This is a genomic window from Buttiauxella agrestis, from assembly GCF_900446255.1.
In the GTDB taxonomy this organism is placed as follows: domain Bacteria; phylum Pseudomonadota; class Gammaproteobacteria; order Enterobacterales; family Enterobacteriaceae; genus Buttiauxella; species Buttiauxella agrestis.
Map to the genome: position 1 here is coordinate 4716942 of NZ_UIGI01000001.1, position 14314 is coordinate 4731255.

The 14314-nt window shown below is 51.3% G+C and carries 14 protein-coding genes; 3 read left to right on the forward strand and 11 right to left on the reverse strand.

What is annotated here, in order from left to right; all coding sequences use genetic code 11:
• Position 1 precedes the first annotated feature (1 nt).
• Together DY231_RS22305 and pepQ are read right to left on the reverse strand one after the other, a co-directional pair.
• A complete protein-coding gene (locus tag DY231_RS22305) occupies positions 2 to 613 on the reverse strand; it encodes an IMPACT family protein (protein WP_115631578.1) in 612 nt (203 codons plus the stop codon).
• Positions 613 to 1944, reverse strand: coding sequence for a Xaa-Pro dipeptidase (gene pepQ / locus DY231_RS22310; protein WP_115631579.1), 1332 nt, complete (start codon positions 1942 to 1944; stop codon positions 613 to 615). Before pepQ ends, DY231_RS22305 begins: the two co-directional genes overlap by 1 nt.
• A 194-nt stretch (positions 1945 to 2138) precedes the next feature.
• On the opposite strand from pepQ, the gene fadB reads away from it, so the two are divergent.
• Together fadB and fadA are read left to right on the forward strand one after the other, a co-directional pair.
• Positions 2139 to 4328 (forward strand): fatty acid oxidation complex subunit alpha FadB, encoded by a 2190-nt coding sequence (gene fadB, locus DY231_RS22320; protein WP_115631580.1) that lies wholly within the window; start codon positions 2139 to 2141, stop codon positions 4326 to 4328.
• 9 nt (positions 4329 to 4337) lie between these two features.
• Complete coding sequence (gene fadA / locus DY231_RS22325) at positions 4338 to 5501, forward strand: acetyl-CoA C-acyltransferase FadA (protein ID WP_115631581.1); 1164 nt, start codon at positions 4338 to 4340, stop codon at positions 5499 to 5501.
• A 51-nt stretch (positions 5502 to 5552) separates the two neighbouring features.
• Here the strand turns inward: fadA and fre are convergent, their stop codons facing one another.
• A complete protein-coding gene (fre, locus tag DY231_RS22330) occupies positions 5553 to 6254 on the reverse strand; it encodes an NAD(P)H-flavin reductase (protein WP_034461638.1) in 702 nt (233 codons plus the stop codon).
• 47 nt (positions 6255 to 6301) lie between these two features.
• Positions 6302 to 7795: a 4-hydroxy-3-polyprenylbenzoate decarboxylase gene (gene ubiD, locus DY231_RS22335; protein WP_167333319.1), complete on the reverse strand. Its 1494-nt coding sequence runs from the start codon at positions 7793 to 7795 to the stop codon at positions 6302 to 6304.
• Positions 7796 to 7971: 176 nt separating this feature from the next.
• Here ubiD and rfaH point away from each other — a divergent pair, with 176 nt between their 5' ends.
• Positions 7972 to 8460: a transcription/translation regulatory transformer protein RfaH gene (gene rfaH, locus DY231_RS22340; RefSeq protein WP_034492129.1), complete on the forward strand. Its 489-nt coding sequence runs from the start codon at positions 7972 to 7974 to the stop codon at positions 8458 to 8460.
• A gap of 35 nt (positions 8461 to 8495) precedes the next feature.
• Here the strand turns inward: rfaH and hemB are convergent, their stop codons facing one another.
• From hemB to ubiJ, 7 genes are all read right to left on the reverse strand, one after another.
• Positions 8496 to 9518 (reverse strand): porphobilinogen synthase, encoded by a 1023-nt coding sequence (gene hemB / locus DY231_RS22345; protein WP_115631582.1) that lies wholly within the window; start codon positions 9516 to 9518, stop codon positions 8496 to 8498.
• Between the two features lie 15 nt (positions 9519 to 9533).
• Positions 9534 to 10313, reverse strand: a complete 780-nt coding sequence (gene tatD, locus DY231_RS22350) for a 3'-5' ssDNA/RNA exonuclease TatD (protein WP_115631583.1) — start codon at positions 10311 to 10313, stop codon at positions 9534 to 9536.
• A gap of 65 nt (positions 10314 to 10378) precedes the next feature.
• The gene (gene tatC / locus DY231_RS22355; RefSeq protein ID WP_034492136.1) at positions 10379 to 11164 is read right to left on the reverse strand and encodes a Sec-independent protein translocase subunit TatC; all 786 of its coding nucleotides are present in this window, start codon (positions 11162 to 11164) and stop codon (positions 10379 to 10381) included.
• A 2-nt stretch (positions 11165 to 11166) separates the two neighbouring features.
• Positions 11167 to 11700 carry a Sec-independent protein translocase protein TatB gene (gene tatB, locus DY231_RS22360; RefSeq protein ID WP_115631584.1) on the reverse strand — a complete coding sequence of 178 codons (534 nt, stop codon included), beginning with the start codon at positions 11698 to 11700 and terminating at the stop codon, positions 11167 to 11169.
• Between the two features lie 3 nt (positions 11701 to 11703).
• Positions 11704 to 11964, reverse strand: a complete 261-nt coding sequence (gene tatA, locus DY231_RS22365) for a Sec-independent protein translocase subunit TatA (RefSeq protein WP_034492140.1) — start codon at positions 11962 to 11964, stop codon at positions 11704 to 11706.
• An 85-nt stretch (positions 11965 to 12049) separates the two neighbouring features.
• Positions 12050 to 13690, reverse strand: coding sequence for a ubiquinone biosynthesis regulatory protein kinase UbiB (gene ubiB, locus DY231_RS22370; RefSeq protein WP_115631585.1), 1641 nt, complete (start codon positions 13688 to 13690; stop codon positions 12050 to 12052).
• Positions 13687 to 14307 carry a ubiquinone biosynthesis protein UbiJ gene (gene ubiJ, locus DY231_RS22375; RefSeq protein WP_115631586.1) on the reverse strand — a complete coding sequence of 207 codons (621 nt, stop codon included), beginning with the start codon at positions 14305 to 14307 and terminating at the stop codon, positions 13687 to 13689. The genes ubiB and ubiJ overlap by 4 nt, the downstream gene beginning before the upstream one ends.
• Positions 14308 to 14314 lie beyond the last annotated feature (7 nt).

A 14314-nucleotide genomic window follows, 5' to 3' on the forward strand; every position in this document is an offset into this window, starting at 1 on the left:
ATTATTCAGCCGGCAATAAATGCAATGCACCGCGGCTAAAATCAGCAAGTCTGACTGAAAAGTCAGCGAGTTTTGCGTGCGGCAACGCCACACGTAATAATACAGATGCCTGAAAATCACTTTGCACCAGAATGCCATCGAACTGCTTAAGCAATGTTTCGATTCCCGTAAGCTGGGCATAATCACACTGCAAAGTATATTCGGTTAACGGAACTTTGAGCACAGTAGGCAATTGATTTAACGCCGCCTGCACGCCACCGCCATAAGCTTTTACCAGGCCGCCCGTTCCGAGCTTAATACCGCCAGAGTAACGCACGACGACAGCAGTGATTTCGCCGATACCACTTCCCATTAGCTGGGCAAGCATTGGCTTACCGGCAGTGCCTGCTGGCTCACCATCATCAGAAAAGCCTAATTGCTGGGAGTCATCAGGCGCACCAGCGACCCAAGCCCAGCAATAATGCCGGGCATCCGGGTGTTCAGTACGCACGTGTTCAAGAAACGCTTTCGCCTCTATTACGCCAGTCGTATGCGCGACCAGCGTAATAAAGCGACTCTTCTTGATTTCCTCAGTGACCGTGACGGACTCAGCAGGAATCAGCCAGCTATCCATTACGCCAGTTTCAAATCACGCGTCATGTTTTCAACACTGTTTTCGTAAACAATCACGTTGTCTTCAATGCGAACGCCACCGAAAGGTTTCATTGCTTCAATGCGCTGCCAATCGAAGTGTTTGCTGTACTGGCCTTCGCGCCACGGTGCGAGTAAAGACTCAATGAAGTAAATGCCCGGCTCGATAGTCAGAACCATCCGCGGCTCCAGAATACGCGTGCAGCGCAGATACGGATATTGAGAAGGCGCAGCCATGTGCGTCCCGGTGTCATCCTGCATGAAGCCAGCGACATCATGCACCTGCAAACCCAGCGGGTGACCCAGACCGTGCGGCATAAATGGCCCGGTAATCCCGGTTTCCACCATCGCTTCTTCGCTAATACCAGTTACTAGCTTATGGCGGTTCAGCAGCTTCGCAATACGTTGATGGAACTGAATATGGTAATCGGTGTAACGCACACCCGCTTTCAGGGTGTCAATCAGCGCCAGTTGTTCGGTATTAACGTCTTTCACCAGTTGAGCATAATCGTTATCGCTGTTTGCTGACCATGTGCGCGTCAAATCCGCCGCGTAACCGTTATATTCCGCGCCAGCATCCAACAGGAAACTGCGCATTTCAGCAGGCGCACGGTTATCGAGTTTGGTGTAATGCAGAACGGCTGCGTGCTCGTTGAGCGCCACAATATTGCCGTAAGGCACATCGGTATCGCGATGCCCGGTTGCGGTCAGATAAGCCTGGTTGATATCAAATTCGCTCATCCCGGAAAGGAAGGCTTCATGTGCAGCCTGATGACCAACCACTGCGGTTTTCTGCGCTTCACGCATACACGCCAGCTCGTAGTCAGTTTTATAAGAGCGATGATAATGCAGATAATCAATCACGCCTTTCGGGTTGATGTTAGCACCCTGAATTTCAAGCTGAATGGCGCGTTCTGGCACCGGCCCGATATAACCGATATTCCCACGCGCAGCAGGCAACTGACTGCCAATACCGTCTGCTTTTGGCAGAGCAATCACTTCAACTTCGTCAGTCCAGAAGGATTCTGGCAGCGGTTCAACGTTGTGCCAGTAATCAACCGGCAGGTAGAACCACAGCTTAGGTTTGTTCACGCCATCCACCAGCAGCCAGCAGTTTGGCACTTGTGTCACCGGAACCCAGGCTTTGAATTGTGGGTTAACTTTGAACGGATACGGATGATCATCGAGGAAGACGTTGACTAGCTCGCCCGAGTGAATCAACAGCGCGTCGAGATTAAAACGCGCCAGAACATTGCGGGTACGTTCCTGCAAAGTTGCCACATGATCTTTATAAAGTGAGGCCAGTGAATCCATGATTTACCCTTCTGTTTTTTTCATAAACTGAACGCCACGCATCTTAGCACACCGGAAAGTTTGCGAACTTATTTCCAGTGGCTGTGATCATCTTTGCAAATATTTAAAGAGTTATTTGCATTTCATTAACATCAATTCCACACTCCTCTCCATCTGGTACGACCAGATCCCATTGCTGGATTCAGGAGACTGACATGCTCTACCAAGGTGAAACCTTACATCTCGACTGGCTGGAAGATGGCATCGCAGAACTGGTATTTGATGCGCCCGGCTCAGTGAACAAACTCGACACCGCGACCGTAGCGAGCCTCGGCCACGCGCTGGATGTACTGGAACAGCAGCCCGGTCTGAAAGGCCTGTTGCTCAGTTCCAATAAAGCCGCGTTTATCGTTGGCGCTGATATTACCGAATTCCTGTCGCTGTTCCTGGTTCCTGCGGAGCAACTGACCCACTGGCTGCAATTTGCCAATAGCGTCTTCAACCGCCTGGAAGATTTGCCGGTCCCAACCATTGCTGCGGTAAATGGTTATGCGCTTGGCGGCGGCTGTGAATGCGTGCTGGCAACAGATTATCGTCTGGCCACACCAGATACCCGCATTGGCCTGCCAGAAACCAAACTGGGCATCATGCCTGGTTTCGGTGGATCAGTCCGTTTACCTCGTTTGCTGGGCGCTGATAGCGCACTGGAAATTATCACCGCAGGTAAAGATGTCGGCGCGGTTGAAGCGCAAAAGCTCGGCTTAGTCGACGGCATCGTTAAAACTGAAAAACTGCGCGACGGCGCACTGGCGATACTACGTCAGGCTATCAATGGCGATCTGGACTGGAAAGCCAAACGCGCGCCAAAACTGCAACCGCTGAAACTGAGCAAAATCGAAGCCACCATGAGCTTCACGATTGCCAAAAGCATGGTGATGCAGATTGCGGGTAAGCACTACCCTGCTCCGATGACGGCAGTCAAAACCATCGAAGCCGCGGCACGTTTGGGCCGTGACGAAGCATTACAACTGGAGACTCAAAGTTTCGTGCCGCTGGCGCGTTCTAATGAGGCCCGTGCGCTGGTCGGGATTTTCCTCAACGACCAATACATAAAAGGTCAGGCGAAGAAGCTGACCAAAAATACCGAAACCCCGAAACAGGCAGCCGTTCTTGGTGCCGGGATCATGGGCGGCGGCATTGCTTACCAGTCTGCCTGGAAAGGCGTACCGGTATTAATGAAGGATATTAACGAGAAGTCGCTGGAGCTGGGCATTAACGAAGCCAGCAAGCTGCTGAACAAACAGCTGGAACGCGGCAAAATTGACGGCATGAAACTGGCGGGTGTGATTGCCACCATTCATCCGACACTGGATTACGCTGGTTTTGAGCGTGTCGATGTGGTGGTTGAAGCGGTGGTTGAAAACCCGAAAGTGAAAAAAGCCGTTCTGGCAGAAGTGGAAGATAAAGTGCGCCCGGATACCGTTCTGGCGTCGAACACCTCGACCATTCCGATTGGCGAACTGGCTAATAGCCTGAAGCGTCCGGAAAACTTCTGCGGTATGCACTTCTTTAACCCGGTGCATCGTATGCCTTTAGTGGAAGTCATTCGCGGCGAGAAAACTTCTGAGCAAACTATCGCGAAAGTCGTGGCGTGGGCCAGCAAAATGGGCAAAACGCCAATCGTGGTGAACGACTGCCCAGGTTTCTTCGTCAACCGCGTGCTGTTCCCTTACTTTGCAGGCTTTAGCCAGTTGATGCGCGACGGTGCCGATTTCCGTCAAATCGACAAAGTAATGGAGAAACAGTTCGGCTGGCCGATGGGTCCGGCGTATCTGCTCGACGTTGTCGGGATTGATACCGCACACCACGCTCAAGCAGTGATGGCGGCAGGGTTCCCGCAGCGTATGCAGAAAGATTATCGCGATGCAGTCGATGCCATGTTTGACGCAGGCCGCTACGGTCAAAAAACCCAGCAGGGTTTCTATCGCTACAAACAAGACAGCAAAGGCAAACCGCGCAAAGAGCAGGATGAAGCGACTAACGGTCTGCTGGCCGATGTCAGCAAGCCGCGTCACGACTTCAGCGACGAAGAAATCATCGCTCGCATGATGATCCCAATGGTCAATGAAGTCGTACGCTGCCTGGAAGAAGGCATCATCGCAAGCCCAGCAGAAGCAGATATGGCACTGGTTTACGGTCTGGGATTCCCTCCATTCCACGGTGGCGCATTCCGCTGGTTAGATACCATTGGCAGTGCGAAATATCTCGATATAGCGCAACAGTACGAACATCTTGGCCCGCTCTACCAGGTGCCGGACGGTCTGCGTACTAAAGCGTCCCGTAACGAGCCGTACTATCCACCGGTTGAGCCAGCGCGCCCAGCCAGTGACCTGAAAAGTGCCTGAGGAGTGATTATGGAAAAGGTTGTAATTGTTGATGCCATCCGCACCCCGATGGGCCGTTCAAAAGGCGGTGCGTTTCGCAATTTGCGTGCAGAAGATTTATCAGCCCATTTGATACGTGGAATTTTGTCGCGCAACCCGGCATTAGAAGCCGCTGCGCTGGATGACATTTACTGGGGTTGCGTGCAGCAGACGCTAGAGCAAGGTTTCAATATTGCGCGTAACGCCTCGCTGCTGGCGGAGATCCCACATTCGGTTCCGGCTGTTACGGTAAACCGCCTATGTGGATCATCCATGCAGGCGCTGCATGATGCTGCTCGCATGATTCAGACCGGCGATGCACATGCTTGCCTGATCGGTGGCGTGGAACACATGGGTCACGTACCGATGAACCACGGCGTTGATTTCCATCCTGGCCTGAGCCGCAACGTCGCCAAAGCCGCAGGCATGATGGGTTTAACCGCCGAGATGCTATCGCGTATGCATGGTATTAGCCGTGAAATGCAGGATCAGTTTGCCGCACGTTCACACCAGCGCGCATGGGCTGCTACCGAAGCAGGTCATTTCAAAAATGAAATCCTGCCAATCGGCGGCCATGATGCAGACGGCGTGCTTAAGCGTTTTGATTACGATGAAGTGATTCGCCCGGAAACGACTGTTGAAGGTCTGGCGGCGCTGAAACCGGCATTTGACCCGGTCAACGGTACCGTTACGGCGGGCAGCTCTTCTGCGCTTTCCGATGGCGCATCAGCGATGTTGCTGATGAGCGAAACCCGAGCCAAAGAACTCGGCCTTAAAATTCGCGCATACGTTCGCTCGATGGCCGTTGTGGGCTGTGATCCCTCTATTATGGGCTACGGTCCGGTTCCGGCATCACAACTGGCGTTGAAAAAAGCGGGCCTGACTGCCGCCGATATCGACCTGTTTGAGATGAACGAAGCGTTCGCCGCGCAGATCCTGCCGTGCATTAAAGATCTGGGCTTGATGGATAAGATCGACGAGAAGATTAACCTGAATGGCGGTGCAATTGCGTTGGGCCACCCGCTCGGTTGCTCCGGTACACGCATTAGCACCACGCTGTTAAACCTGATGGAACGTCGCGATGCACAGTTTGGCCTCGCCACCATGTGCATCGGATTAGGCCAGGGTATTGCCACTGTTATTGAACGAGTTTAGTTGCTTTAATTGTTGTTATTCCCGCCCGTCAGGGGCGGGTTTTTTATTGCATCAAATAAACGAAAACGCATCGCCAAACATACGATCAACCTGCGCACTACGTTCATTGCAGAACAAGTCACGAGCAATTTTCGCCATTTCAAAACGTCCGGCAATATAGATGTCGTGTCCGGCAAGCGTTCCGTAATCCTGCATCACGGCAGTTAAAACCGTGCCCGTACGTCCACGCCAACCCTCTTCCGGCTGTTCAACAACCGCCTCAACGCGCAGGTTTGGATGAACCACTGACAACGCTTCTAATTCTGACAGGTCATAAAGATGTTTATCTTCACGGCCACCCCAGTAAATCGCGATTTCACGTTGTGGATTACGCGCCAGCGCCGTCAGCAGAATAGAACGGACGTATGAGAAACCGGTGCCGCCTGCAATCAAAATCAGCGGGCGATCTTCGTCATCACGCAGCCAGGCATCGCCGTGCGGGATATCAACGACGATTTCTTTCTCTTTGAGAATTCGGTCCATCACGGCCATGGCGTACAAATTGATCTCTGAAGCGCCAATATGCAGCTCGATAAACTCATGGTCGCTCGGCGTGGATGCCATGGAGAACGGACGTTTGTCGCGCTCATCCATCACCACCATCAAATACTGCCCGGCCTGAAAGGAGAATTTCGCTTCCGGCAGTAATCGAACGCGATATACCGTGTCAGTTATCGCTTCTACCGAGGTCACTTTACAGCTTAAGGTTGTCATGCTTCCCCTCTGTCGGGTCAATAATGCAAAACGGTAAAATCCGCCGCTCAGGCGTTTTTACTGTCGTCGAAAATAGCCAGCTCGTCCCAGATTGCATCTATACGCGCACATACTTCTGCATCTTTCTTAATAGGACGACCCCACTCACGTTGGGTTTCCCCCGGCCATTTATTGGTGGCATCCAGTCCCATTTTTGAGCCAAGACCGGAAACCGGCGAGGCAAAATCCAGGTAATCGATCGGCGTGTTCTCTACCAGAACGGTATCACGTGCCGGATCCATACGCGTGGTGATGGCCCAAATCACATCGTTCCAGTCACGCGCGTTAACATCGTCATCACATACGATGACAAACTTGGTGTACATAAACTGCCGCAGGAAAGACCAGACGCCCATCATCACGCGTTTAGCATGACCCGCGTATTGTTTCTTAATCGTCACAACCGCGAGGCGATAGGAGCAGCCTTCCGGCGGCAGATAAAAATCGACAATTTCCGGAAATTGCTTCTGCAAAATCGGCACAAACACTTCATTGAGCGCCACGCCCAGGACGGCAGGTTCATCCGGCGGGCGTCCGGTATAAGTTGAATGGTAAATCGGATTCTGCCGCTGAGTAATATGCGTCACGGTAAATACCGGGAAGTCATCTACTTCATTGTAGTAGCCCGTATGGTCGCCATATGGCCCTTCTGGCGCCATTTCGCCCGGCTCGATATACCCTTCCAGCACAATTTCAGCACTGGCTGGCACTTCGAGATCGTTCGAAATACATTTCACAACTTCAGTTTTGGTTCCACGCAGCAAACCAGCAAAGGCATATTCAGAAAGCGTATCCGGTACAGGGGTGACTGCACCAAGAATTGTTGCCGGATCAGCGCCTAATGCTACAGAAACCGGGAAGCGTTCACCGGGATGTTCCGCACACCATTCCTGGAAATCCAGCGCGCCGCCACGATGTGACAACCAACGCATAATCAGTTTGTTTTTACCGATAAGTTGCTGGCGATAAATGCCCAGATTCTGGCGCTCTTTATGCGGACCACGCGTTACCGTTAAACCCCAGGTAATCAGCGGTGCGGCATCTTCCGGCCAGCATTGCATGATAGGGATACGCGATAAATCGACTTCATCCCCTTCAAAGATTTGCTCCTGACAAGGGGCATTACGCAGCCGTTTGGTCGGCATATTCAGGACTTGCTTGAACTGAGGAAGTTTATCGAATAAATCGCGGAAGCCTTTTGGCGGCTCAGGCTCTTTCAGGAAGGCCAGTAACTTACCGACTTCGCGCAGTGCAGAGACATCCTCCTGTCCCATTCCCATCGCGACACGCTTCGGCGTACCAAACAGGTTGCACAGCACTGGCATATCGTACCCTTTTGGGTTTTCAAACAGCAGTGCGGGGCCATTGGCGCGCAAAGTACGATCGGCAATTTCAGTCATTTCCAGGTATGGATCGACTGGCATCGCGATACGCTTGAGTTCGCCGCGTTGTTCGAGTAGTTCCAGAAAGTCGCGTAGGTCGTGGTATTTCATGCAATTAATCGTAGTCAGGATTTTGCGCTCATTATACGGTCTTCATGCACCGCATGCTGTATTTTTGTTAATAACGCGTAAATGGGTAACGGATGACCAATCGGTGTTTGGTTATACTTATGCTGTCTATCCCTCATAACGGCCTTTTGCTATTCTTCCTCGGTTGATTAGGAAAAAGAGAAATTATGGAATCCTGGTATCTGCTCTACTGCAAACGGGGTCAATTACTGCGGGCGCAAGAACATCTTCAGCGCCAGGAAGTTAATTGCCTCACCCCGATGATCACACTCGAAAAGATCGTGCGAGGCAAACGCACTGCGGTCAAAGAACCATTGTTCCCAAACTATATGTTTGTCCAGTTTGACCCTGAAACTATTCACACGACGACAATCCATTCAACCCGTGGTGTCAGCCATTTCGTGCGCTTCGGTGCCCAGCCTGCGACCGTTCCGGCTGATGTCATCGAACAACTGGTGAATTACCAGCCTGAAAATGTCACCGACCCTGAAACGCCGTACCCTGGCGATAGCGTGGTGATAACTGAAGGGGCATTTGAAGGTCTGGAGGCGATTTTTGGCGAGCCGGACGGCGAGGCTCGTTCGATGCTGCTGCTTAATCTGTTAAATAAACAGGTTATGCAGAGTGTGAAGAACACAGACTTTAAAAAGAAATAAGTAAGGCCAGCAAATGCTGGCCTTACTTTTAGCATCTAGCGCTGCATTTGTTCATCGTGCAACCACTGCGCGACACGCTTCGAGAAGTACGTCAACACGCCATCAGCGCCAGCACGTTTAAAGCACAACAGTGATTCCATAATGGCCGGTTTTTCTGCCAACCAGCCATTTTGAATCGCGGCCATATGCATCGCATATTCGCCAGAAACCTGGTAGGCGAAAGTCGGCACACCGAAAGTATCTTTCACGCGACGAACCACATCCAGGTACGGCATGCCCGGTTTCACCATCACCATATCCGCGCCTTCTTGCAGATCTTGTGCGACTTCCTGCAATGCTTCATCACCATTGGCTGGGTCCATCTGATAAGTCTTTTTATTGCCGCCTTTCAGATTGCCTGAAGAACCAATTGCATCGCGGAACGGACCGTAATAACAGGAAGCGTATTTTGCCGCATAAGACATGATTTGCGTATTCACGAAGCCATCCCTTTCAAGCTGGTCGCGAATCGCACCGATACGGCCATCCATCATATCGCTTGGTGCAATAATTTCGGCTCCGGCTTCTGCATGAGACAACGCCTGGCGCACCAGAATCTCACGGGTAATGTCGTTGATAACATAACCGTCCTGGTCGATGACGCCATCCTGGCCGTGGGTGGTATACGGATCGAGCGCAACGTCAGTCAGTAAACCCAATTCCGGCACAGCGTCTTTCAGCGCACGCACCGCACGCTGGACCAGGCCATTTGGGTTATAGGCTTCTTCGGCGTGCAGTGATTTTCCGGCGCTTTCAATAACCGGGAACAGAGACAATACCGGCACACCCAGCTTCGCAACGGTTTCCGCCTCTTTGAGCAGCAAATCGATAGTCATGCGGTAAACACCCGGCATCGACGTGACTTCTTCCTGGCGATTCTGACCTTCCATCACGAATACAGGATAGATAAGGTCATTAACCGTTAATTGATTCTCGGCGACCAGGCGGCGGCTGAAATCGTGACGACGGACGCGGCGCATACGGCGACCAGGAAACGTACCGGGAAATGCATAGCTCATTGATTTTCTCCTGATTTAAGCCAGCCGAAAAAGACGACGGGCATTGTCATCTGTTACTTGCGCAAGCCAGGCGGGGTCTTCTCCGCGCCATTCGGCCACCTTGTTCAGGATATGAGGCAAGTAGCAGGGTTCGTTCCGCCGGGAAGCAGGTTTTGGTTTTAGATCCCGCGGTAACAAATAAGGCGCATCAGTTTCCAGTAATAACTGATGCGCTGGAATCACCGGCAATAACTCACGTAATTCAAGGCCGCGACGCTCATCGCATACCCAGCCGGTTACACCGATGAAAAGCCCACGAGCCAGACATTCACGGGCCTCGTTTTCAGTGCCTGTAAAGCAGTGCAGCACCACGCCGGGCAATTTATCGAGCCACGGGTCGAGCAATGCAATAAAGCGTTCGTGTGCTTCACGGCAGTGTAAAAATACCGGCATCATCAGGTCGGCCGCCAGGGCCAATTGTGCGGTAAAAGCGCGTTCTTGTTCAGCAGGTGTTGAAAAATTACGGTTAAAATCCAGGCCGCACTCGCCAATAGCCACGACTTCCGATGCACCAGCAAGTTCACGAATGGCGAGTGCCGTTTCGTCCTGCCATTGGCTGGCGTCATGCGGGTGAACACCGGCTGTAGACCAACAACCCTGATACTGTTGCGCCAGTAAAAGCGCCTGCTGGCTTTCGTGAAGGTTTGTGCCCGTCAGCAACATACCGCTCACTCCTGCAAGCTGTGCACGGGCAACAACATCCGCATGCTCTTTGGCAAATTGAGAGCTGGTAAGATTTACACCGATATCAAACATAGTGCCTTCTAAATTGTGCCTTCCAAACGACGACCGCCCTGATGGGCGGCCTGATATTATGACTCTTACTTAGAGTGATCGTCTTCTGCTTCTGGTGCTTCTTCCGGGTCTTCTTCCTCACCTCTTCTACGCCCTTTACCGACATAGAAACGAGAGAAGAAAATCCCTACTTCAAACAGGCAGTACATCGGAATCGCCAGCAGCGTCTGCGAGAACACATCCGGTGGTGTTAACAGCATCCCGACCACAAACGCACCAACTAAAATGTACGGGCGTTTCTGTTTCAGCGCTTCGGGTGAAGTTACTCCCATCCAGCACAGCAAAATAATGGCAACCGGCACTTCAAACGCCACACCGAACGCCATAAATAAAGCCATGACAAAATCGAGGTATTTCGTAATGTCGGTCGATACGATTACACCAACTGGGGCTGTTTTGGTCAGGAAACCAAATGCCAGCGGGAAGACAACGAAGTAAGCAAAGGCGATGCCGATGTAGAATAACAGCGTGCTGGAAAACAGCAGTGGCATCACCAATTTGCGCTCGTGCTTATAGAGTGCAGGCGCGATAAACGCCCAGATTTGATAAAGAATGACTGGAGCCGATAAGAACACGGCGACATAAATTGTCAGTTTAATTGGGGCAAAAAACGGCGACGCAACATCGGTCGCAATCATCGTTGACCCAATCGGCATCTGCTTAATCAGCGGGGCTGAGACAATCTGATAAATGTCGTTGGCAAAGTAAACCAGTGCCAGGAAAATCACCAGCACAGCGATAATGCTATTTAACAGTCGCTTGCGCAGCTCTATCAGATGGCTGATAAGCGGTTGGGTATCTTCAACGGCCATGTTTACGGTTTATCACTCGAAGGTTGAGAAGAAACTGGAGTTTTGACTGGCTCTGCTACGGGCTTAATCTGAGGCTGAACTAACTCGACAGATGCTTCTTCCGTTGCAGTTTCAGGCACTTTTTCAGGTGCACTAGTCTGATGTGCAGCCGCTGCAGGTGTCACACCGTCGTGACTGTCCTCGGCATCTTTGACCAGCGGGTTATGGATGGTATGAGCCTCGTCACTCGCCTTTTCGGGTTCATGCGTGTACGAGCGCTTCATAGACTCAGCCGCCTGACGCAGCTCATCCATGGAGGCTTTTAACTCCGGAGTCAGGTTATCCATGCTCGCTTTTTCAACCTTCTTCAGGCTGTCTTGCAGCTCCTGGATTTTCAGTTCCTGAACCAGTTCATTTTGTACGGTTGCCGCAAGCGAACGCAGGGCGCGCACCCAGCCAACAACCGTTTTAACGGCCACAGGCAAACGTTGTGGCCCGAGAACAATCAGGCCAATTACGAATACCAGTAGCAGTTCACCGAAACCAATATCGAACACGGTTTACACCTGCTCTTTATCGTTGCTCTTTGCTTCGTCTTTCTTCACTTCGCCAGGTTGCTTATCAGCAAGCGTTTTCGCTGTGAAATCAGCATCCTGAACGGATTTGTCTTTCTCTTTGTCTTCATCGTCACCCATGGCTTTTTTAAAGCCTTTGATGGATGCGCCCAAATCAGAGCCGATAGAACCGAGTTTTTTGGTGCCGAAAAGCAGAACGACGATCACGGCAATGATCAACAATTGCCAAATACTGATACCACCCATAATGTTGCCTCAAAGTCACAGTGATAAAAAGAATAACGGTCTGTATTGTACCGCACGTTGTCTGTTAAAAACGATTAAAAACAACTCAGGCCGAACGCCGCCAGCCAATCAACCAGGTCACAATGCCGCCAGCCATTATCCAGGCGGGCATGAATTCCCATTCGGGCTTGTTAATGAGTAATAACGTGCCGCTTATCATCAGCGTCGCACCGATGCCGAACAGGTAGCGAGATTGCGCCTGCCGAACCTGATTGCGTTGTAAATCACGCGTTATTTTATCAACACTATTTTGTAATTGTTTACCCTGGCGCAAACTGTCGTACATCAGTTCCGGTAGTTCTGGCATTTTTTCAATCCAGAACGGCGCTTTCTCTTTAAGGGTACGAATAAGTGCCGGTATTCCAACCTGATCTTTGATCCAGTCTTCCAGGAAAGGCTTGGCCGTTTTCCACAAATCCAGTTCTGGATAAAGCTGTCTTCCGAGGCCTTCAACGTAAAGAAGCGTCTTTTGCAGCAAAACAAGCTGCGGCTGAACTTCCATATTAAAGCGTCGAGCCGTGTTAAACAGGTTCAGCAATACATGGCCAAAAGAAATCTCTGCCAGTGGTTTCTCGAAGATAGGTTCGCAAACAGTACGAATCGCAAACTCAAAGTCTTCAACGTTGGTATCGGGAGGCACCCAGCCAGAGTCCACATGCAACTCGGCCACTTTGCGATAATCACGGTTAAAGAAAGCAATAAAGTTCTCTGCCAGATAGCGCTTATCTTCTTTATTGAGCGAGCCAACAATGCCGCAGTCGATACCGATATATTGCGGATCTTCCGGGTGCTCGTAGCTAACAAAGATGTTGCCAGGATGCATATCAGCATGGAAGAAGCTGTCGCGGAAAACCTGAGTGAAGAACACCTGCACGCCACGTTCTGCCAACAATTTCATGTTAGTGCCTTGTTTGTGAAGCATGGCAATATCAGAAACGGGAATGCCGTAGATGCGCTCCATCACCATCATGTCCTGGCTACAATAGTCAGAGAACACTTCCGGCACATACAGCATTGGGCTGTCTTCAAAATTCCGGCGCAACTGGATAGCGTTCGCAGATTCACGCAGAAGATTCAGCTCATCAATGAGTGTTTTTTCGTATTCACGCACCACTTCCAGCGGACGCAAACGCCGACCATCAGGCAGGAGCCGCGGCACCCAACGCGCGAGGCGATAGATAAGCTTCATATCGGCTCGAATAATCGGCAGGATATCCGGGCGAATCACTTTGATCACCACTTCTCGGCCATTTTCTTTCAGGCGAGCCGTATGAACCTGAGCGATAGAAGCCGACGCCAACGGTGTGATATCAAAATCATCAAACCAGGACTCAACAGGAATGCCGCCCATCGCTTGTTCGATTTGTTGTTTTGCTAAAGCCCCATCAAACGGTGCTACGCGGTCCTGGAGCATGGCAAGCTGGTCGGCTATTTGCGGTGGAAACAGATCGCGACGAGTTGAGAGCATCTGCCCAAACTTAATCCACACCGGCCCCAGTTCCTGTAATGCCAGGCGTAAACGCTCACCGAGGAGTTTGTCTTTATGGCGGTTTGGCATCCAGAAAAGCATGCGTCGCCAGATACGTAACGGCAGCGTTATGCGAATACGTGGGATCAGCTCATCCAGACCGTAACTCAAGAAAGTGCGAACGATGAAATAGAGGCGGCGAATTTCTCCAGGCGTCATTTGTTCTCCAGTTTTTCCAGTCGCGCAACGAGTGCTTCGACCTGACGTTCGACTGCTGCCGTTTCCTCAGCAAACCATGCGACTTCCAGCGACCCCGGAGCCATCTTCCACTCTTCAGTAATCGCTTCTGAAAGATATTGTTGGTTGCGGGTAAAGCCTTTTTTTAGCAACTTACTGCCGCCGCGAATCACCTTGCCGATGCCTTCTGCAGCAATGTCTCCGATATACGGAGCCATTAATTCTGCCGGATCAAATTCAGCAAGGTCCATCAACGCAACCCAATTCTGAACGACCTGAAGATCGCCTTCCACTTCCAGCTCACCGCTACGAATCAGCGCCGTAAGCTGTTGCCTGTCGCGCAGTTTTGGCAGAGTGCCAAGCGCGGTTTTCACCACGCAATCAGCGTCACCTTCCCATTGACCTAACACGTCAATTTGCTGCTCGCTGAAGACTAAAACGAGGGGCGAAGCGAACTCTTTTAGCTCGACACGCAACACCTTACCCATTAAGCGCTGACGTGCCGCTTTTAATCCCCGGTCACGCCAGAGAAAGGTATTGAGAACACTTTCAATCCCGGCAGTGATTAGCGGCGTAACTGAAGAAAGCAGCAAAGGCATCACGAAC